Source organism: Arthrobacter sp. Y3223166, from assembly GCF_059090935.1.
In genome coordinates this window covers 1-20,174 of the sequence record NZ_JBNHGE010000046.1, presented here as the reverse complement: position 1 = coordinate 20,174, position 20,174 = coordinate 1, and the positions used below count along the sequence as shown (strand labels likewise).

Genomic DNA, 20,174 nt, shown 5'->3' with positions numbered 1-20,174 from the left:
GCCCGCGGCGGACAACGCACCGGCCGACGGCGACGGACGCCAGGAGCGCCGCAGCCGCGGACGCAACCGCCGCTCCGAATCCGGGCAGCAGGACGCGGCCGAGACCAAGGCCGACGCACCGCAGGAAGCTGCGGACGGCAAGCCGGCCGAGGCTCAGCAGGACGAGAAGAGGGACGGCCAGGACGCCGCCGGCCAGCAGCAGCAGTCCGGCCGCGGAGACGGCCAGTCCGACCGCCGCAGCCGCAACCGCAACCGCAGCGACGCCGACCGCGACACCCGGGACAACCGCGATTCCCGCGACACCCGGGACAACCGCGATTCCCGCGACACCCGGGAGCGCGACACCCGCGATACCCGCCAGGATGACGGCGACGAAGGCGGCCGCGGCCGCAACCGCAATCGCCGCAACCGCCGCGACAACGACAGCAACAACACCCGCTACCGCGACCGCAACGAGCGTCGCCGCGGCCGCGACCGCGGACCCGAGGTCGACGACACCGAGATTTCCGACGACGACGTGCTGCTGCCCGTTGCCGGCATACTGGACGTGCTGGAGAACTACGCCTTCGTGCGCACCTCCGGCTACCTGCCCGGACCGAACGACGTCTACGTCTCGCTGGCCCAGGTCAAGAAGCACAACCTGCGCAAGGGCGACGCCGTCGTCGGCGCCATCCGCGCCCCGCGTGACGGCGATTCCGGCGGCCAGGGCAACCGGCAGAAGTTCAACGCACTGGTCAAGCTCACCTCCGTCAACGGCAAGCCGGTGGAGGAGAACAAGGACCGCGTGGACTTCACCAAGCTGGTCCCGCTGTACCCGTCCGAGCGGCTGCGCCTGGAGACCGAGCCGAAGAAGATCGGCCCCCGCGTCATCGACCTGGTGGCTCCGATCGGCAAGGGCCAGCGCGGCCTGATCGTCTCCCCGCCGAAGGCCGGCAAGACGTTGATCCTGCAGTCCATTGCCAACGCGATCACCACCAACAATCCCGAGGTCCACCTCATGATGGTGCTGGTCGATGAGCGGCCCGAAGAAGTCACGGACATGCAGCGCACGGTCAAGGGCGAGGTCATCGCCTCGACCTTCGACCGTCCCGCCGACGACCACACCACGGTGGCCGAACTGGCCATCGAGCGCGCCAAGCGGCTGGTGGAGATGGGCATGGACGTGGTCGTCCTGCTGGACTCGATGACCCGCCTGGGCCGCGCCTACAACCTGGCCGCCCCGGCCTCGGGCCGCATCCTCTCCGGCGGCGTGGACTCCTCGGCGCTGTACCCGCCGAAGCGTTTCTTCGGCGCCGCCCGGAACATCGAAAACGGCGGCTCCCTGACCATCCTCGCCACCGCACTGGTGGAGACCGGGTCCAAGATGGACGAGGTCATCTTCGAGGAGTTCAAGGGCACCGGCAACATGGAACTGCGGCTGTCCCGCTCGCTGGCGGACAAGCGCATCTTCCCGGCCGTCGACGTCAACGCCTCCGGCACCCGCCGCGAGGAGAACCTGCTCTCGCCCGAAGAGGTCAAGATCATGTGGCGCCTGCGCCGCGTCCTCTCCGGTCTGGACACCCAGCAGGCGCTGGAACTGCTTACCGGCAAGATCCGGGAGACGCAGTCCAACGTAGAGTTCCTGATGCAGGTCCAGAAGACGACGCTCGGCTCGAAGGCCGAAAACGACAAGTAGCTGGGTTACCGCTCAGAATTTTCTCCGGCCCCGCCCCTTCGCGCGGAGGCTCTCGTCCTACGGACTCGAGCCTCCGCGCTACGGCAGGCCCGATGCCACTCCCGGGCCGGAGAAAGATTCTGAGCGGCTTGTCGTTTAAGGCGCCTTACCTGCCGTTCCTTTCGTTGCTATTTAGACTTGTTGTGAGTCGAAAGAGGTTTGAAGATGTTTGAGTCCGTTCAGGGGCTTCTTGACGAGCACGCCGAGCTCCAGAAGGAATTGAGCGACCCTGCCGTCTATTCCGACCAGGCCCGGGCCCGGAAGCTGGGGCGGCGGTCGGCGGAGCTGAACGGCATCGTCGAGGCGTACAAGCGCTGGTCGCACCTGGCGGACGACCTCGAAGCGACACGCGAGCTCGCCGACGAGGATCCCGAACTGGCAGCCGAGGTGCCCGGACTCGAAGCCGAACTCGAAATCGCCCAGGAACGGCTGCGCCGCCTGCTGATCCCGCGCGATCCGGACGACGCGCGCAACGTGATCATCGAGGTCAAGGGCGGCGAAGGCGGCGACGAGGCGGCACTGTTCGCCGGCGACCTGCTCCGGATGTACATGCGCTACGCCGAATCCCGCGGCTGGAAAACCGAGATCATCTCCGCGACCGAGTCCGACCTGGGCGGCTACAAGGACGTCCAGATGGCCATCAAGGGCAACTCCAACGACCCGTCCGAAGGCGTCTGGGCCAGGCTCAAGTTCGAGGGCGGCGTGCACCGCGTCCAACGCGTCCCGGTGACCGAATCGCAGGGCCGCATCCACACCTCCGCCGCAGGCGTCCTGGTGCTTCCGGAAGTGGACGAGCCGGAAGAAGTGGATATCCATCAGAACGACCTGAAGATCGACGTTTACCGTTCCTCGGGTCCGGGCGGCCAGTCGGTGAACACCACCGACTCGGCGGTGCGCATCACCCACCTGCCCACCGGCATCGTGGTCGCGATGCAGAACGAGAAGTCCCAGCTGCAGAACCGCGAGGCCGGCATGCGCGTGCTCCGGGCGCGGCTGCTGGCCCACCAGCAGGAGCAGATCGACGCCGCGAACTCCGAGACGCGCAAGTCGCAGATCCGCACCATGGACCGGTCCGAGCGCATCCGTACGTACAACTTCCCGGAAAACCGGATTGCCGACCACCGCACCGGCTACAAGGCCTACAACCTGGACGCGGTGATGAACGGTGAACTGGAACCGGTGATCCAGTCAGCCATCCAGGCGGACGAGGAACACCGGCTGGCCGCCCTGGGCGAGGAAAACTAGCCGGCAGTGCCCGCCACGAACCTGGCCGACGCCCTGTCCGCCGCCGCCGCGCGGCTGGCCGAGGCCGGCGTCCCCTCGCCGCGGGTGGACGCCGAACTGCTCGCCGCACACCTGCTGGGCGTCTCCCCGGGGCGAGTCCGCGCGCTGGCGCTGCTGGGAGCGGAAGCTCCGCCCGGGCTCGAGGACCTGGTGGCCGAGCGGGCCACCCGCATCCCGCTGCAGCACATCACCGGCCGCGCCTATTTCCGGCATCTCGAACTGCAGGTGGGACCGGGCGTGTTCGTCCCGCGGCCGGAAACCGAAACCGTTGCCCAGCACGCAATCGACCGCGCCCGCGCCCTGCCCGCGGCCAAAGTGGTGGACCTGGGCACCGGCTCCGGCGCGATCGCCGCCGCCGTGGCCAGCGAAGTTCCCACGGCCACCGTCTACGCGGTGGAACTGAGCGCCCTCGCCCACGCCTGGGCCGAACGGAACCTGGCGCCGCTGGGCGTCACCCTCCTGCGGGAGGACCTGCGCACCGCGCTGTCCGCGCACGACGGAACGTTCGACGTCGTCGTTTCCAATCCGCCGTACATCCCCGCCGAAGCGGTCCCGCGCGAGCCCGAAGTGGCCGAGCACGACCCGCAGATGGCGCTCTACGGCGGGGGAGCGGACGGCATGGAACTGCCGGCGGCGACGGCGGCGACGGCCGCGCGGCTGCTGAAGCCGGGCGGCCATCTCATCATGGAGCACGCCGAAGTCCAGGCCGCTGCCGTGCACTCCCTCCTGCGCTCGGCCGGATGCTGGGACCAGGTAGCCACCCGTTACGATCTGACCGGGCGCGAGCGGGCCACGTCGGCCCGACGGTTATGAGAATGGAACAATGAGTCTGTGAGCACTACGTATAACTGCGACGACGCCGCCGCCCGCAGCGAGGGACTGGCGGCAGCCCAAGCCGCCATCGCCGACCGGCAGTGCGTTGTCCTGCCGACCGATACCGTCTACGGGATCGCCGCCGACGCGTTCTCGCCGCAGGCCGTGGCCACCCTGCTGGCCGCCAAAGGACGCGGGCGCAAAATGCCCCCGCCGGTGCTGGTGCCGCGGCCGCAGACCATGGACGGGCTGGCCACCGACGTGAGCGACGAGGCCCGGGCCCTCGCCGACACCTTCTGGCCCGGCGGGCTGACCCTGATTTTCCGCGCGCAGCCGTCGCTGACCTGGGACCTGGGCGAGACCAAGGGCACCGTCGCCCTGCGCATGCCCGACGACGAACTGGCGCTGGAACTGCTGGCGGCCACCGGACCGCTGGCCGTGTCCTCCGCGAACCGCACCGGGCAGCCGTCGGCGCAGACGGCCGCGCAGGCCAAGGAACAGTTGGCCGAGTCGGTGGAGGTCTACCTGGAAGACGGCTTCCGGCCCGTGGACGGCACGACGGCGGTTCCCTCCACCATCGTCGACTGCACCTCCGCCACACTGCGGGTGGTCCGCGAGGGCACGATCAGCCTGGAGGCCCTGCGCACCGTCGTGCCGGGCATCCTGGGCCTGGGGGAGACCGTAGAGGCATGAGCCACGATTCCGCTCTTCCCCGCGGCAAGACCGCCAGCAGCGACCGGGCCCTGTGGCTCTGGTCGCAGATCCTGCTGGACTCCCTGGCCTGGGTCCTGGCCATCGTGCTGGCCGTCTTCCTGCGCTACGAGATGACGCTGAGCCTGACCAAGATTCCCGGCATTATCCTGCTCTGCGCGGTGGCCATCGCGGCCCAGATGGCCGTCGGGTCTGCGTTCGCCCTCTATAAGGGCCGCTACAGTTTCGGCAGCTTCCACGAGGCCAAGCTGCTGGTCATGGTGACCATCTCGGTGTCGTTGATCCTCAGCGTCGGACTGCTGTTGTTCGGCATCTCGCTGGGCATCGCGCGCGGCACCGGCCTGATCGCCTTCCCGTTCGCCTGCCTGTTCATGGCCGCCGTCCGCTACCTGAAGCGGATGTACGTGGAAAGCAAGGCCAAACCGGGCGACGAGGCGGAGCGGACGCTGATCTACGGCGCCGGTTTCGTCGGCAACAACATCGTGACCCGGATGAGCAACGACCCGGCCTCGCCCTGGCTGCCGGTGGGGCTGATCGACGACGATCCGGCCAAAAAGCACCTGCGCATCGCCTCAGTCCCCGTGCTGGGCCGGATGGAGGACCTGCCGGAGATAGCGCAGCGCACCGGGGCGACCGTGCTGCTGGTGGCGATCGCGGACATCGACTCCGCGCGGATGCGGCAGATTTCCGACAGCATCGCGGGCCGGAACATGCGGGTGCTGGTGGTGCCGCCGCTGAAGGAAATGCTCACCGGCCGCCAGGACTTTTCCTTCCGCGAGGTGGACATCGAGGACCTCATCGGGCGGCAGCCGGTGGATATCCACGTCGAAGAGATTGCCCACTACGTCACCGGCAAGCGCGTGCTGGTCACGGGCGCCGGCGGGTCCATCGGTTCCGAACTGTGCCGCCAGATCCACGCCTTCCAGCCGGCCGAGCTGATCATGCTGGACCGCGACGAGACCGGGCTGCAGGGCACGCAGATCTCGATCACCGGCAAGGGCCTGCTCACGGGCAGGGACACCGTGCTGGCCGACATCCGCGACCCCGCCGCCCTCGAGGCCATCTTCCTCGACCGGAAGCCGGAAGTGGTGTTCCACGCCGCGGCGCTCAAGCACGTGTCGCTGCTGGAGCAGTACCCGGAGGAGGCCTGGAAGACCAACGTGCTCGGTTCGCTGAACGTGCTGCGCGCGGCCCGCGCCGCGCACGTGGCGACCTTCGTCAACATCTCCACCGACAAGGCCGCCAACCCCACCACCGTGCTGGGCCATTCCAAGCGCGTGGCGGAGAAGCTGACGGCCTGGGTGGCGCAGCAGACCGGGCAGAAGTACGTCTCCGTCCGGTTCGGCAACGTGCTGGGCAGCCGCGGCTCGGTGCTGCCGCTGTTCAGCGAGCAGATCCGCAAGGGCGGTCCGGTCACGGTCACCGACGCCGCGGCCACCCGGTTCTTCATGACAATTCCGGAAGCCTGCCAGCTGGTGATCCAGGCCGGCGCGATCGGCAGCGGCGGGGAAGTGCTGATCCTCGACATGGGCGAACCGGTGAAGATCCTGGACGTCGCCGAGCGGATGATCGCGATGTCGGGCAAGGACGTGGAAATTGTCTTCACCGGCCTGCGCCCCGGCGAAAAGCTGCACGAGGACCTGATCGGGGAGGGCGAAAGCGATTCCCGTCCCCTGCACCCCAAAATCTCGCACGCCTCCATCGAGGGCCTGGACCCGAACCTGATGAGCCTGGCCGAGTGGAAGAGCCGGCAGGACCTGATCTCGGCCTCGACCGGGGCGATAAACGTGGTCCCGGCGGCAGCGGCCGCTGACGACGAACTCGACGACGTGGTCCCGGGGGCAGTGGCCGCCGACGACGTGGTCCCGCCGGCAGCATCCGCCGACGACGAACTCGAGGCCGGGCTCAAGGACGACGGGCGGGAGCGGGCGTCGTGACCGCAGCCGTGGTGGCCGTTGCCGCGGCCCTCCTGCTCAGCCTGTTGCTGCCGTTCGCGCTGATCCCGGTGCTGAAGCGGCTGGGCGTGCTCGACGTGCCGAACGAGCGGTCCTCGCACACCCGCGTCGTCGTCCGCGGCGTGGGCATCACGGTGGCGGCCGGGCTGCTGGCGGGGCTGCTGATCGCCGCGCTCGGAGGCGCCGTCGAGGCGCCGCAACTGCTGCTCGCGGTCGCCGGGGTGGCCGCCGCCGCCGCGCTGTTGGGCTGGATCGAAGACTTTCGGGGACTGTCCATCCGCGGCCGGGCCGCGCTGCAGCTGGGCATCGGACTCGGCGGCGCCGCACTGGCCATCGGACTCACCGGCCAGACGTGGTGGTGGCTGCCGCTGGGCGCCCTCGCCCTGGCGGCCTACATCAACATCGCCAACTTCATGGACGGCATCAACGGGATTTCCGGGTTGCACGGCACGGCCGTCGGACTGATGTTCGCCGCTACCGGCGCCATCACCGGCCACGGCTGGCTGGTGGTCGGCGGGACCGTGGTGGCGGCCGCCTTTGTGGCGTTCCTGCCCTGGAACCTGGGCCGCGGGAACGTCTTCCTGGGCGACGTCGGCAGCTACCTGCTGGGGGCGGGCCTGGCCATGCTGGGCATCACCGCCTTTCTGGACGGCGTGCAGGCGGAGTACCTGCTGGGTCCGGTGGCCATCTACCTGGCCGACACGCTCGCCACGCTGCTGCGCCGGATCAGCGCGGGGGAGCGGTGGTACACGCCGCACCGGCAGCACGCCTACCAGCGGCTGACGGACGTGGGCTTCAGCCACGTGCAGTCGGCGCTGCTGGTCACCGGCTGTTCGCTGCTGACCGGTTTCTGCGGCTACCTGGCGGCCGAATCGGGCCTCGCGGGCAAGGCGGCAGCCATCGCCGCGTGCGCCGCCGTCGTTGTTTTTTACCTGCGGGCGCCGGTGCTCTTCAGCCGCCGCTCATCCAACGCCGCCAACCGGGCGGCGTAACGGCGGGGCCCGACTCGTCGGCAAGTTCTATCTCATGTAGAATAAACCCGGCCGTTCCGGCCCGCCCCGCACCGCGATCGAAAACGGACTACCAATGCGCGCTTCACGCCACGACGGCCACTCCGCCGCTGGCGCAGCTGTCGCTGCATCCGGTCCCACCCGGTCGCCGTGGCTGAAGATCCTGCGGTCCGCCCTGGTCGCCGGCGGTGCAACCGCCGGGCTGGTCATCGTGATGTCAACGGTGGCGGCGGGTGCGGCCGGTGCCCTGAGTGCCCTGCTCGGCGCGACGCTGGTGGTGCTGTTCTTCGCGATCAGCCTGCTGGTGGGCCACTACGTGGGGCGGTCCAATCCTTCCGGCGCCATCGGTGCCTTCATCGCCACCTACATCATCAAAGTAGTGGGCTTTGGGGCGGCTCTCTTCCTCATCGGCACCCCGATGTGGCTCGAGCGGACCTGGTTCTTTGTTGCGGCGGTGGCCACCGTGGTGGTCTGGCAGGCGGCCGAAGTGTTCGCCTTCTCGCGCACCCGGCACCAGTTGTACGCCGACCCCGAACCGGAGCCGGCGGACCGTCGGCAGCATTCGGAAGGGGAAATCGGACATGGCCTCTAAAGGCACATCCGGCCCCGCGCGGAGCGGTTCCGGGGACGATTCCACCTACCAGGGCGGCAACACCGTCCTCACCTATATCCTTGGCGGGATCATCGCCTGGGGTTTGGTAGGCTGGGGTTTGGACTATCTGTTGGATACCCGCTGGCTGATTTTCGTCGGCGCCGTTCTGGGCGCTGGAGGCGGATATTATCTGGCCCGCAAACACAACCTCACGCGCGGCGCCCGGCGCCGCCATGAGGATGGCGCGGGGGACCACACCTAAATGTCAGAAAACTTTATATGGTGGCCTGCCTCGATGGCGACCCACCCTGAAACGCCCAAAGATGGACACTGCAGAGAGGAAACGCGTTGATCGCGCTTGCGCTTCCGGCGGCCGCTGATGAAGGTGGCTTCGTCCCACCGAGCCTCGAAGATATGCATCTACCGGAGGTTCTCCCGTGGATGGCCCCGTACGGTGAGGGCTTCGGCAAGCAGATGCTGCTGGTCCTGCTGTCCGTCGCACTGATTTCCTGGTTCTTCGTGGCGGCCTCCCGCCGCCGCCAGCTTGTTCCCGGCAAGCTGCAGCACCTGGGCGAAATGAGCTACAACTTCGTCCGCAACTCGGTGGGCAAGGACATCATCGGTGAGCGCGACTTCAGGCCGTTCGTCCCGCTGCTGATGGCACTGTTCTTCTTCATCCTGGTGAACAACCTCTTCGGCTCCATTCCGCTGCTGCAGCTGCCGACCCCGTCGCACGTGGGCACGGCCTACGCCCTGGCCGGCGTCGTCTACATTACGTGGATCGTCCTGGGCATCAAGAAGCACGGCATCGCCTACTTCAAGCTCGCCGTCGTTCCGTCCGGCGTGCCGAAGGCGATCCTCCCGCTGGTCGTCCTCATCGAAATCATCTCCACCTTCCTGGTCCGCCCGGTCACGCACAGCCTGCGTCTCTTCGCCACCATGCTGGCCGGCCACCTGATCATCATGCTGGCTGCCGCCGGATCCGAATTCCTGATCATGGATGCCGACTTCTGGTTGAAGCCGCTGGGCATCCTGACGCTGGCCGGCGGCGTGGGCATGTACTTCTTCGAAATCCTGATCCAGGTCCTGCAGGCGTACGTGTTCGTCCTGCTGACCGCGATCTACATCCAAGGCTCCTTGGCCGAGGAACACTAAATTTCCCCGCTGGGGAAGAACCTGAACCAACAACCTGCCCATTGGGGCATCTTGAAAGGAAAATAATGGAAGGCAATATCAACCTCGTCGGTTACGGTCTCTCCGCTATCGGCGGTGCCATCGGTGTGGGCCTCGTGTTCGCTGCTTACATCAACGGCGTTGCCCGCCAGCCGGAGGCACAGCGCGTGCTGCAGCCGATCGCATTCCTGGGTCTCGCGCTGACTGAAGCTTTGGCCATTCTTGGTCTGGTGTTCGCGTTCGTCCTCTAACAGGGCAACGCGGACCATCCACACCGAGTAGATAGGACGGGTGAGATATGAATCAGGCTATGATCCTCGCCGCCGCGGAGGGTGCAAACCCTCTGATCCCTAACGTCTGGGAAATCGTCGTCACGCTGATCGGCTTCGCGATTCTCATGTACATCGTCGCCAAGTTCGTCGTTCCGGCGTTCGAGAAGACGTATGCGGAGCGCACCGAAGCCATCGAGGGCGGGATTGCCAAGGCGGAGGCCGCCCAGGCCGAAGCCAGCGCTGCGTTGGACGAGTACAAGCAGCAGTTGATGGACGCCCGCGCGGAAGCCAACCGCATCCGCGAGGACGCCCGCGCCGAAGGCGCCCAGATCCTGGCGGAGCTGAAGGAAAAGGCCCAGGCAGAGGCTGCACGCATCAGCGAGCAGGCCCAGGTCCAGATTGATGCAGAGCGTCAGGCAGCCGTGACATCGCTGCGCAGCGAAGTCGGCACCCTGGCCACCGAACTGGCCGGCAGGATTGTCGGCGAGTCGCTGAACGACGACGCACGCGCTGCCCGCGTCGTGGACCGCTTCCTCGCCGACCTTGAGTCTCAGAGTGCAGGTGCTGCTAAATAATGGCCGGTGTATCGAGCGAGTCACTGAAAGCGGCACAGCAGGAACTGGAGGCTAAGCTTCCCACCGCTTCGCTGTCCCTGGCAGAGGAACTCTTTGGGATCCTGGGCCTGCTGGACAGCAATGCCGGTCTGCGCCGTGCCCTGACCGATCCGGCGCGCGACAGCAGCGAGAAGGCCGACATGTTCGGCCGCCTCCTCGAGGGGAAGGTCTCGGCGGATGCCCGGGCCATCGCCACCTCGTTGGCTGCCGCGCGTTGGGCCTCTGCGCGCGACATCGGGGACGCCTTGGAGACCTTGGCGGCCACGACGGCTGTCGCAGTCGCAGAGGGCCAGGGTGTTGACGGACTCGAAGGTCTGGAGAGGGACCTGTTCGCGTTCAACCGCATTGTCGGGTCGGACCACGGCCTGCAGCGTGCCCTGCTGGAACCCCAGGCTTCGGACGAAGCCAAATCGGCGCTGGCGCTGAAGCTGGTGCCGGCCGCGGGCCCCGTGGCACAGCTGCTGATCCGGCAGGCGGTAACCGCCCCGCGCGGCATCAAGCCCACGGCCCTGGTAGAGCGGTTCATCCAGTTGGTGGCCAAGCGCCAGCAGCGTTGGATCGCGGAGGTCAGCGTTACCCGTCCGCTGACCAGCGAACAGATGAGCCGCCTGCAGGCCGGGCTCAACCGGTTGTACGGCCGGGAGCTGCGGATCCACTTCAACGTGGATCCACGGCTGGTTGGCGGCGTGCGGGTCATGGTCGGGGATGAGGTCGTGGATGCGTCCGTGATCTCCCGCCTGGCCGAGCTCCGCCGGAGTCTCGCGGTTTAGCCTCCTCGCGGAGACTGGGCCGGAAGCCTCACACAGACTGAAAAACACACCGGTCGTCGCGCACCACGCGATGATCATAAACACAGGAGAGCAGGGACTGCAGATGGCCGAATTGACCATCAACGCCGACGACGTCCGCAATGCGCTGAACGAGTTCGCGGCGTCCTATGAACCCGGAAGCGCCGAGCGGGTCGAAGTCGGCCACGTGACCACCGCCAGCGATGGCATCGCCCGTGTCGAGGGTCTTCCCTCGGCCATGGCGAACGAACTGCTGCGTTTCGAGAACGGCGTCCTGGGCCTGGCCCAGAACCTCGACACCCGCGAAATCGGCGTCGTGATCCTCGGTGAATTCACCGGCATCGAAGAAGGCATGGAAGTTCACCGCACCGGTGAGATCCTGTCCGTACCGGTCGGCGACGCCTTCCTCGGCCGCGTCGTGGACCCGCTGGGCCTGCCCATCGACGACAAGGGCCCGATCGAATCGCACGAGCGCCGCGCACTGGAGCTGCAGGCTCCCGGCGTTACCCAGCGCAAGTCCGTGCACGAGCCGCTGCAGACCGGCATGAAGGCCATCGACGCGATGATCCCGATCGGCCGCGGACAGCGCCAGCTGATCATCGGCGACCGCCAGACCGGCAAGACCGCCATCGCCGTCGACGCCATCTTGAACCAGAAGGCCAACTGGGAGTCCGGCGACGTCAACCGGCAGGTCCGCTGCATCTACGTGGCGATCGGCCAGAAGGCGTCGACCATCGCCGCCGTCCGCCAGACCCTGGAGGACAAGGGTGCGCTGGAGTACACCACCATCGTGGCGTCCCCGGCCTCCGATCCCGCCGGCTTCAAGTACCTGGCGCCCTACGCCGGTTCGGCCATCGGCCAGCACTGGATGTACTCCGGCAAGCACGTCCTGATCATCTTTGATGATCTCTCCAAGCAGGCCGAAGCCTACCGCGCCGTGTCGCTGCTGCTGCGCCGCCCGCCGGGACGCGAAGCCTACCCGGGCGACGTGTTCTACCTGCACTCCCGCCTGCTGGAGCGTTGTGCCAAGCTCTCCGACGAGATGGGCGCGGGTTCGATGACCGGCCTGCCGATCATCGAGACCAAGGCGAACGACGTCTCGGCCTACATCCCGACCAACGTCATCTCCATCACGGACGGCCAGATCTTCCTGCAGTCCGACCTGTTCAACGCCAACCAGCGTCCCGCCGTGGACGTCGGCGTGTCCGTCTCCCGCGTGGGCGGTGCGGCACAGGTCAAGGCCATGAAGAAGGTCTCCGGCACGCTGAAGCTGGACCTGGCCCAGTACCGCGACATGCAGGCGTTCGCCATGTTCGCCTCGGACCTCGATGCGGCGTCGCGCCAGCAGCTGACCCGCGGTGCGCGCCTCATGGAACTGCTGAAGCAGGGCCAGTACACGCCGTACCCTGTGGAAAACCAGGTCGTGTCCATCTGGGCCGGCACCAACGGCTACCTGGACGATGTTCCGGTCGAGGACGTCACCCGGTTCGAGACTGAGTTCCTCTCGCACCTGCGGCACCGCAGCTCGGTGCTGACGACGATCGCCCAGACGAATCTGCTCGAGGATTCGACGGTGGACGAGTTGAAGTCGCAGATCGTGGACTTCAAGCAGGGCTTCTTCGGGGAGGGCGACAGCCGTCTGGTCGGCGCCGGCCACGAAGAGTACGACCCCCTGGCCGAAGACGAAGTCGCCCAGGAACAGATCGTCAAGCAGAAGCGCTAATTCATCTTCGTTGGCCGGGCGGAACCACGTGAGGGTTCCGTCCGGCCGCCGAGGACGAGGAAAGGAAGAGTATGGGAGCCCAGATTCGGGTCTACCGCCAGAAGATCGCATCGACTTCGTCGCTGCGGAAGATCTTCAAGGCGATGGAGCTGATCGCCGCCTCACGCATTGGCAAGGCCCGCAGCCGCGTCGCGGCCTCGTTGCCGTACGCCAATGCGATCACCCGTGCCGTTTCTGCCGTGGCCTCGCAGTCCGAGATCGACCATCCGCTGACCACCGAGCCGGAGCAGATCCGCAGGGCCGCCGTGCTCGTGCTGACCTCCGACCGCGGTCTGGCGGGATCGTACTCCGCGTCGGTGCTGAAGCAGGCCCAGTCCCTGACCGAGCTGCTTCATGGAGAAGGCAAGGAAGTCCGCCACTACCTGGTCGGCCGCAAGGCGCAGGCCTACTTCGACTTCCGGAACATTCAGTACCAGCAGGTCTGGACGGGCGGAACGGACGCTCCTGAGTTCGCGACCGCCCGCGAGATCGGCGAGGCACTGCTCTCCGACTTCAACACGCCGTATGAGGACGGTGGCGTAGACGAGCTCCACATTGTCTACACCCGCTTCAAGTCCATGGTTACCCAGGAGCCCGCGGTCATCCGACTGCTGCCGCTGGAGGTTGTGGAAGAAGAGGCCACCGCAGAGACCGATCTGCTGCCGCTGTACGAGTACGAGCCGGAGCCCGAGCAGGTTTTGGACGCACTGCTGCCGCGCTACATCGAGTCGCGCATCTTCGCAGCCCTGCTCCAGGCCGCTGCCAGCGAGCTCGCTGCACGCCAGCGCGCGATGAAGTCGGCCAGCGACAACGCCACGGACCTGATCGAGAAGTACACCCGTCTGCGCAACAACGCGCGCCAGGCAGAGATTACGCAGGAACTCACCGAGATTGTCGGTGGCGCGGACGCCCTGGCGGCGTCCTGATAAGTCCCTGCAGCAACAGCACACATAACCACGCCATCGAAACTGAGAAGTGAGAAAGATGACTGCCCAAACCATCGAGCACGGAACCGGTTCCGTCGCTACGGGCGCTACCGGCCGTATCGCCCGTGTCATCGGCCCGGTTGTCGACGTCGAATTTCCGGCGGACGCAATCCCCGCAATGTACAACGCCCTCACCGCTGAGGTGACCCTCAACGGCGAGACCCGCACTATTACCTTCGAGACCTCGCAGCACCTGGGCGACAACCTGGTCCGCGCGATCTCGCTGCAGGCCACCGACGGCCTGGTCCGCGGCACCACGGTCCAGGACGCCGGCTCCCCGATCACCGTGCCCGTGGGCGACGGCGTCAAGGGCCACATCTTCAACGTCCTGGGCGAGCCGCTCGACGTCGAAGCCTCCCAGCTGGAAATCACCGAGCGCTGGCCCATCCACCGCAAGGCACCGAACTTCGCCGAGCTGGAAGGCTCCACCGAGATGCTGGAGACCGGCATCAAGGTGATCGACCTGCTGACCCCGTACATCAAGGGCGGCAAGATTGGGCTCTTCGGCGGCGCCGGCGTGGGCAAGACCGTGCTGATCCAGGAAATGATCACCCGTGTGGCCCGCAACTTCGGCGGCACGTCGGTGTTCGCCGGCGTTGGCGAGCGTACCCGCGAGGGCAACGACCTCTGGGTGGAAATGGAAGAAGCCGGCGTGCTCAAGGACACCGCGCTGGTGTTCGGCCAGATGGATGAGCCGCCGGGAACGCGTCTGCGCGTGGCCCTGTCCGCCCTGACCATGGCGGAGTACTTCCGCGATGTGCAGAAGCAGGACGTGCTGCTGTTCATCGACAACATCTTCCGCTTCACGCAGGCCGGTTCCGAGGTTTCCACGCTGCTGGGCCGCATGCCCTCGGCCGTGGGCTACCAGCCGAACCTGGCCGACGAGATGGGCGTGCTGCAGGAACGCATCACCTCCACCAAGGGCCACTCGATCACCTCGATGCAGGCGATCTACGTCCCCGCGGACGACTACACCGACCCGGCACCGGCGACGACCTTCGCCCACCTGGACGCGACCACGGAGCTGTCCCGTGAAATCGCCTCGCGCGGCCTGTACCCGGCCGTGGATCCGCTGACCTCGACGTCGCGCATCCTGGATCCGCAGTACATCGGGCAGGACCACTACAACACCGCGGTCCGCGTGAAGCAGATCCTGCAGAAGAACAAGGAACTGCAGGACATCATTGCCATCCTCGGCATTGACGAACTGGGCGAAGAGGACAAGATCGTCGTCGCCCGCGCCCGCCGCATCCAGCAGTTCCTGTCGCAGAACACCTACACCGCCAAGCAGTTCACCGGCGTCGAGGGTTCCACGGTCTCCATCAAGGACACCGTGGAAGGCTTCCGGGCCATCTGCGACGGCGAGCTCGACCACATCGCCGAGCAGGCCTTCTTCAACGTGGGCGGCCTGGACGACGTGGAGCGCCAGTGGGCCAAGATCCAGGAACAGACCGGGAAGTAAGGCCTGTGGCTAATATTTCTGCTGAACTGGAAGTTGAGATTGTTGCCGCCGACCACTTCGTGTGGTCCGGCCCGGCAACAATGGTCAGGGCGCGGACCAGCGACGGCGAGATCGGGATCCTGCCCGGGCACAGCCCGGTGCTGGCGGTCCTGGCCGCCGGCGAGCTGGTCATCGAGCCGGTCTCCGGTGAGCGCATCAACGTGAATGTCGACGGCGGGTTTTTCTCGGTCGACAGCAACCGGGTCGTCATCGTCGCAGACAACGCGACGGTGGGCGACGAGGCTACGGCGGGAACCCGCTAGCCGCCGGTGAACGGTCTCGACGTCACGTTCGCCATACTGGCCGCAGTCTTCCTGCTGCTGGTGTTGGCACTGGTCGCCTTCGGGGTGCGCCGCTACCAGCTGCGGCGCGCCCTGGGCACCTTCGACGCCTCCATCGCCATGCTGCCCGGCAGCTGGCAGATGGGGGTTTGTCGTTATACGGACACGCACCTGGAATGGCTGCGCCTGCTGTCGTTGAGTCCTAAACCGCGCTACCGGTTCCGGCGCAGTTCCCTGGAACTGCAGGGCTGGCGGCAGCCGACCGAAACCGAGCGGGCCAAGATCCAGCCCGGTGCGATCGTCGTGATGCTCACGCACGAAAAACAGGATTTGTCGATGGCCATGACCTTCGACGTCTATGCGGGTCTCTCGTCCTGGCTGGAAGCCGGGCCGGTGATCGGCATCGGCACCTGGCGCTGAGATTCCTCTGCGGCGCGGCTCTTCCGGGAGCCGCGCCGTCCGCCTTTAACCGGCACAGCCGTTCGTAACCGGCACAGTCCCGCCCCAACCGTAGGATGGTTTCCATGGAGAACGTGATCGTGGTGCACGGCCCCAGCTCGCTGAACGGGCGGGTGGAGGTTCCCGGCGCCAAGAACAGCGTCCTGAAGCTGATGGCCGCGGTGCTGTTGGCCCAGGGCCGCTCCACGATCACGAATGTGCCGGACATCCAAGACGTCTGGATCATGTCCGAACTGCTGCGCCGGCTCGGCTGCGCGGTGGATTACGACGTGGACGCCGCCAGCGTCCACATCGACGTCCCGGAGGAGCCGGCCCACCAGGCAGACTACGACCTGGTCCGCGCCATGCGAGCCTCCATTTCCGTGCTCGGCCCGCTCGTGGCACGTTGCCGGCAGGCGGAAGTGGCACTGCCCGGGGGAGACGCCATCGGCAGCCGCGGCCTGGACATGCACCGGGCCGGGCTGGAACAGATGGGCGCCAGCATCAGCATCGACCACGGCTACCTGGTGGCCAAGGCGCCGCAGGGGCTGCACGGGACCCACCACCGCCTGCCGTATCCGTCGGTCGGCGCCACCGAAAACCTGATGATGGCCGCGACCCTGGCCCGGGGAGTGACGGTGATCGACAACGCGGCGCGGGAACCGGAGATCACCGACATCGCGGACCTGCTGGTCTCGATGGGTGCCCGGATCGAAGGGATCGGCTCGCCCACGCTGGTCATCACCGGCGTGGAGAGCCTGCAGCCCGTGCGCCACAGCACCGTGCCGGACCGGATCGTCGCCGGGACCTGGGCCTTCGCCGCTGCCGTCACCGGTGGAACCGTGGACGTGGCCAGGTCCAACCCCGGCCACTTGGCCGTGGTCCTGGACAAGCTGGAACAGGCCGGCTGCCGGATCACCAGCAGGGACGACGGATTCACGGTGGAAGGACCGGAGCGCCCGCGGCCGATCAACGTCTCCACGCTGCCGTACCCCGGCTTTCCCACGGACCTGCAGCCGTTCGTCGTCGCGCTGAATGCCGTGGCGGACGGGCACGGCATGGTGACGGAAAACGTCTTCGAAGCGCGCTGGGGTTTCACCTCCGAACTGGCCCGGCTGGGAGCGGTGGTGCGGCTGGACGGGCACCACGCGCTGATCAAGGGCGTGCCGCAACTCTCCGGCGCACCGGTCGAGGCCAACGACATCCGGGCCGGCGCCGCGCTGGTGATCGCGGGGCTGGTGGCCGACGGCACCACCGAGATCCACGGCGTCGAGCACATTGACCGGGGATACGAGCGGTTCGACGAACGCCTGCGCGCACTGGGCGGAGACGTGGTCCGGCTGGGACCGCCGAAGCTTCCCGCCTGACGCCGCAACGTCCGACGCCGGATACACAGAACCCCTCCGAAGGCATCGGAGGGGTTCTGTGTGCGTGGCGGTGCCGTGGACGGCCCGCCCTGCCAAGCCGAAGCTAGATGACAGTGACGCCGGTGGCCTGGGGGCCCTTGGCGCCCTGGCCGATCTCGAAGCTCACGCGCTGGTTTTCGTCGAGGGTCTTGAATCCGCCCGACTGGATTTCAGAGTAGTGTACGAAGACGTCGCCGTCGGCCTCATCCGGTGTGATGAAGCCGAAGCCCTTTTCCGCGTTAAACCACTTAACGGTCCCCTGTGCCATTTAAATCTCCTCATCGTGAAACAAAAACAAGCCGGCACACCTCGTACCAACCCGGTTACTCCGTGGAAGATCCAAACGACAAGCCTGAAGGCCGGACGCCGTGGAGCTTCACACTCGCAACACGTCTTGCGAGCATGAAAACCACACCTACACAAAGACTGAGTTAAGCATCACATAAGCCCCATGGGCGGTCAACGGTACAAAGAACAATTCAATCTTTTATTAAGCGAGAGTTCGGCGCGGAGTTAACTACCGCCAGGCGGGCGACGAGCGCGGCACCAGCGGCATGAGAGCGCGCGCTGTTGCACGCCCGCCGGAGCGTCAGAACAGGCGGGAGTCGGCGTCGTCCACGCCGCGCATCTCGTCGTAATCGAGGGTCAGGCATTCAATGCCCCGGTCGGCGGCAAGCACGCGCGCCTGCGGCTTGATCTGCTGGGCCGCGAAAATGCCCTTGACCGGAGCCAGCAGGGGATCGCGGTTGAGCAGCTCCAGATAGCGGGTCAGCTGCTCCACGCCGTCGATGTCGCCGCGGCGCTTGAGCTCCACGGCCACGGTCCCGCCGTCGGCGTTGCGGGCCAGGATGTCCACCGGCCCGATCGCCGTCATGTATTCGCGCCGCACCAGGGTGTGGCCGGGGCCGAGGCGGTGAATCTGTTCGGCCAGCAGGCGCTGCAGGTCGGCCTCCACGCCGTCCTTGACCAGCCCAGGGTCCACGCCGAGGTCGTGGCTATATTCGTGCAGGTGCTCGTGGATGCTGATCACCAGGCGGTCGTCGCTCTTGGCATGCTGGACGTGCCAGACTTCGCGGACGCCCGAGGAGGCGTCGTCGGCCTCCGGCTCCGCCACCCGGAGATTCGCCGGCGGGCTCATCCAGTTGAGCGGCTTGTAGGAACCGCCGTCGGAATGGATCAGGACGGAGCCGTCCGCCTTCACCATCAGCAGGCGGGTGGCCAGCGGCAGGTGGGCGCGGAGGCGGCCGATGTAGTCAACGGAGCAACGGGCAATGACAAGACGCACAGTAGGCCACTTTACCGGTGCCCGCTGCGTGGTCGGTCCGGTGCAGCCGGGAGGGCGCGGTTCGGCCGGGGCCGCGCCGGTGGGGCAGAATGGTGGCATGCCCCGTTCCAACCGCCCGCGCCGCCGCTCAGGGGCGGGCAGCAGCAAGTGGACGCGGGCCAACGAGCTGGACCTGGACCGCGCCCGCGCCGGCATTCCGGAGCGCCAGAACGCGCCCGACGGCGAATGGAACGTGCGGCGCATCACCCCGTCGAACGCCGCCAAGGAGTACACCTGCCCGGGCTGCAACCGGACGATCGGCCCGGGGATCGAGCACCTCGTCGCCTGGCAGGCCGACTCGCTGTTCGGCGGCGAGACGGCGCTGGCCGAGCGGCGGCACTGGCATCCGCGCTGCTGGCAGACCCGCAGTTTCCGCTACCGCTGACCCGGCCTCAGTTCCGGTCCTGCCGGACGATGAAGACGTCCTTCAGCAGCAGCATCACCGACGCCGCGGCCGGAATCGCCATCAGGGCGCCCAGCACACCCATCAGCGAACCGCCGGCAATCACGGCGATCACGGCAACCGCGCCGGGGACGGCCACCGCGCGCTGCATGATGCGCGGCGAGACGAAGTAGGCCTCGATCTGCAGGTAGGCAAAGTAGATGACGGCGAACAGCAGCGCCGGCTGCCAGCCCACGGTCAGGGCAACCAGCGAGACGAACCCGCCGGCGATCACGGCCCCGATCAGCGGGATGAAGGCCAGCAGGCCGACGACGAAGGTCAGCAAGGCCGTGAACGGCACCTGCGCAATGGTCATGGCTATAAACGCCACCGCCGCGTTAATCAGGGCCACGCAGGCCTGGCCGATCACATAGCTGCCCACGCTGCCGGTGATTTCTTCGGACAGGCGCTGCACCTGTCGCCGCTTGGACCGCGGAGCGAGCCGGTAGGCCCACACCTTCAGCGCCGGGAGCGACGCCAGGAAGTACAGCGTGAGCACCAGCACGATCAGCGCCCCGAACGCACCCTGGAGCACGGCACTGCCGACGCCGAGAACGCCGCCGAAGATGCCCGTGACGTTCTCGGAACTGGCAAAGAACCGCTCCAGTTCGATGTCGATGCGTTCCCGGACCTGGAACTGCGCATCGATCGTCTGGAAGAAGGCCGAGTTCAGGATGTCCTCGACATAGCGCGGAGCGTTGGCCACGATCTGCGTGGTCTGGTTGACGATGGTCGGGATGAGCGTGGAGATGAACGCCGCGATCAGCCCGGCCAGGATCAGCACCACAATGATGACCCCGGCCGGACGCGGCAGCCCCTTGCTTTCCAGCCAGCGGACGATCGGATCGAGCCCCAGGGCAATGAAGAGCGCCGCCGCGATCCACGCCAGCAGCTCGCCGACGTTGGTCAGCACAAAGTAGAGCAGCAGCGCGAAACCGACGCCGACCGTGGCCATGAATCCGAAGTGGATCGGGTGCCGGGCGGGGGAGAACTCGGTGCCTGCGGCGCCGTCGCGGGCGGCGGCGGGGGAATCGTCCTCGGGCGGCATCTGGAAGCGGACGCGCGGCCGGGCGCGGGGCATCGAGGCGCCGAGGCGCCCGAGGGCGCC

Annotated in this window: 21 protein-coding genes and 1 pseudogene; 19 read left to right on the top strand and 3 right to left on the bottom strand. The window is 67.1% G+C overall.

Going from position 1 to position 20,174, the window contains the following annotated elements; translation table 11 throughout:
* The 18 genes and pseudogenes from rho to murA form a co-directional block, all read left to right on the top strand.
* A partial coding sequence (gene rho / locus AC5RUH_RS14785) for a transcription termination factor Rho (protein WP_494128950.1) occupies window positions 1–1,675 on the top strand: 1,675 nt, incomplete at its 5' end.
* A gap of 204 nt (window positions 1,676–1,879) precedes the next feature.
* Window positions 1,880–2,959, top strand: a complete 1,080-nt coding sequence (prfA, locus tag AC5RUH_RS14780) for a peptide chain release factor 1 (protein WP_494000132.1) — start codon at window positions 1,880–1,882, stop codon at window positions 2,957–2,959.
* Between the two features lie 6 nt (window positions 2,960–2,965).
* On the top strand, window positions 2,966–3,811 hold the full coding sequence (prmC, locus tag AC5RUH_RS14775; protein ID WP_494128949.1) for a peptide chain release factor N(5)-glutamine methyltransferase: 846 nt from the start codon (window positions 2,966–2,968) through the stop codon (window positions 3,809–3,811).
* An 18-nt stretch (window positions 3,812–3,829) separates the two neighbouring features.
* Window positions 3,830–4,489 (top strand): annotated as a pseudogene (locus AC5RUH_RS14770) (L-threonylcarbamoyladenylate synthase); the annotation flags it as partial.
* A gap of 11 nt (window positions 4,490–4,500) precedes the next feature.
* Window positions 4,501–6,459: a polysaccharide biosynthesis protein gene (locus tag AC5RUH_RS14765; protein ID WP_494012430.1), complete on the top strand. Its 1,959-nt coding sequence runs from the start codon at window positions 4,501–4,503 to the stop codon at window positions 6,457–6,459.
* A complete protein-coding gene (locus AC5RUH_RS14760; RefSeq protein WP_494128948.1) occupies window positions 6,456–7,469 on the top strand; it encodes an MraY family glycosyltransferase in 1,014 nt (337 codons plus the stop codon). The genes AC5RUH_RS14765 and AC5RUH_RS14760 overlap by 4 nt, the downstream gene beginning before the upstream one ends.
* A gap of 94 nt (window positions 7,470–7,563) precedes the next feature.
* Window positions 7,564–8,079, top strand: coding sequence for a Cg1360 family ATP-synthase-associated protein (locus AC5RUH_RS14755; RefSeq protein ID WP_494073727.1), 516 nt, complete (start codon window positions 7,564–7,566; stop codon window positions 8,077–8,079).
* Entirely contained in the window at window positions 8,069–8,341 is a 273-nt protein-coding gene (locus AC5RUH_RS14750; protein WP_494012427.1) for a hypothetical protein, read from the top strand. Before AC5RUH_RS14755 ends, AC5RUH_RS14750 begins: the two co-directional genes overlap by 11 nt.
* Window positions 8,342–8,427: 86 nt before the next feature.
* Window positions 8,428–9,234 (top strand): F0F1 ATP synthase subunit A, encoded by an 807-nt coding sequence (atpB, locus tag AC5RUH_RS14745; protein WP_494012426.1) that lies wholly within the window; start codon window positions 8,428–8,430, stop codon window positions 9,232–9,234.
* Window positions 9,235–9,299: 65 nt separating this feature from the next.
* Window positions 9,300–9,503, top strand: coding sequence for an ATP synthase F0 subunit C (gene atpE / locus AC5RUH_RS14740; protein ID WP_074701684.1), 204 nt, complete (start codon window positions 9,300–9,302; stop codon window positions 9,501–9,503).
* A gap of 47 nt (window positions 9,504–9,550) precedes the next feature.
* Window positions 9,551–10,099: a F0F1 ATP synthase subunit B gene (locus tag AC5RUH_RS14735; protein ID WP_494012425.1), complete on the top strand. Its 549-nt coding sequence runs from the start codon at window positions 9,551–9,553 to the stop codon at window positions 10,097–10,099.
* Window positions 10,099–10,908, top strand: a complete 810-nt coding sequence (locus AC5RUH_RS14730; protein ID WP_494012424.1) for a F0F1 ATP synthase subunit delta — start codon at window positions 10,099–10,101, stop codon at window positions 10,906–10,908. Before AC5RUH_RS14735 ends, AC5RUH_RS14730 begins: the two co-directional genes overlap by 1 nt.
* Before the next feature lie 103 nt (window positions 10,909–11,011).
* A complete protein-coding gene (atpA, locus tag AC5RUH_RS14725) occupies window positions 11,012–12,649 on the top strand; it encodes a F0F1 ATP synthase subunit alpha (protein WP_494128947.1) in 1,638 nt (545 codons plus the stop codon).
* Window positions 12,650–12,720: 71 nt separating this feature from the next.
* Window positions 12,721–13,614, top strand: coding sequence for a F0F1 ATP synthase subunit gamma (locus AC5RUH_RS14720; protein WP_493979721.1), 894 nt, complete (start codon window positions 12,721–12,723; stop codon window positions 13,612–13,614).
* 58 nt (window positions 13,615–13,672) lie between these two features.
* Window positions 13,673–15,136: a F0F1 ATP synthase subunit beta gene (atpD, locus tag AC5RUH_RS14715; RefSeq protein WP_494012423.1), complete on the top strand. Its 1,464-nt coding sequence runs from the start codon at window positions 13,673–13,675 to the stop codon at window positions 15,134–15,136.
* A gap of 5 nt (window positions 15,137–15,141) precedes the next feature.
* Window positions 15,142–15,438: a F0F1 ATP synthase subunit epsilon gene (locus AC5RUH_RS14710; protein ID WP_494000118.1), complete on the top strand. Its 297-nt coding sequence runs from the start codon at window positions 15,142–15,144 to the stop codon at window positions 15,436–15,438.
* A 6-nt stretch (window positions 15,439–15,444) separates the two neighbouring features.
* The gene (locus AC5RUH_RS14705; protein WP_493989254.1) at window positions 15,445–15,876 is read left to right on the top strand and encodes a DUF2550 domain-containing protein; all 432 of its coding nucleotides are present in this window, start codon (window positions 15,445–15,447) and stop codon (window positions 15,874–15,876) included.
* A gap of 104 nt (window positions 15,877–15,980) precedes the next feature.
* Window positions 15,981–17,261, top strand: a complete 1,281-nt coding sequence (murA, locus tag AC5RUH_RS14700; protein WP_494100856.1) for a UDP-N-acetylglucosamine 1-carboxyvinyltransferase — start codon at window positions 15,981–15,983, stop codon at window positions 17,259–17,261.
* Between the two features lie 103 nt (window positions 17,262–17,364).
* Here murA and AC5RUH_RS14695 read toward each other — a convergent pair whose 3' ends face one another.
* Window positions 17,365–17,568 (bottom strand): cold-shock protein, encoded by a 204-nt coding sequence (locus tag AC5RUH_RS14695; RefSeq protein ID WP_136787594.1) that lies wholly within the window; start codon window positions 17,566–17,568, stop codon window positions 17,365–17,367.
* A 321-nt stretch (window positions 17,569–17,889) separates the two neighbouring features.
* Window positions 17,890–18,585 carry an endonuclease NucS gene (nucS, locus tag AC5RUH_RS14690; RefSeq protein WP_494000115.1) on the bottom strand — a complete coding sequence of 232 codons (696 nt, stop codon included), beginning with the start codon at window positions 18,583–18,585 and terminating at the stop codon, window positions 17,890–17,892.
* Between the two features lie 97 nt (window positions 18,586–18,682).
* Here nucS and AC5RUH_RS14685 point away from each other — a divergent pair, with 97 nt between their 5' ends.
* The gene (locus AC5RUH_RS14685) at window positions 18,683–19,009 is read left to right on the top strand and encodes an Rv1322 family protein (protein WP_494000114.1); all 327 of its coding nucleotides are present in this window, start codon (window positions 18,683–18,685) and stop codon (window positions 19,007–19,009) included.
* A 7-nt stretch (window positions 19,010–19,016) separates the two neighbouring features.
* On the opposite strand, the gene AC5RUH_RS14680 is transcribed toward AC5RUH_RS14685, so the two are convergent.
* Window positions 19,017–20,174: AI-2E family transporter (locus AC5RUH_RS14680; RefSeq protein WP_494128946.1), on the bottom strand; the 1,158-nt coding region annotated here is incomplete at its 5' end.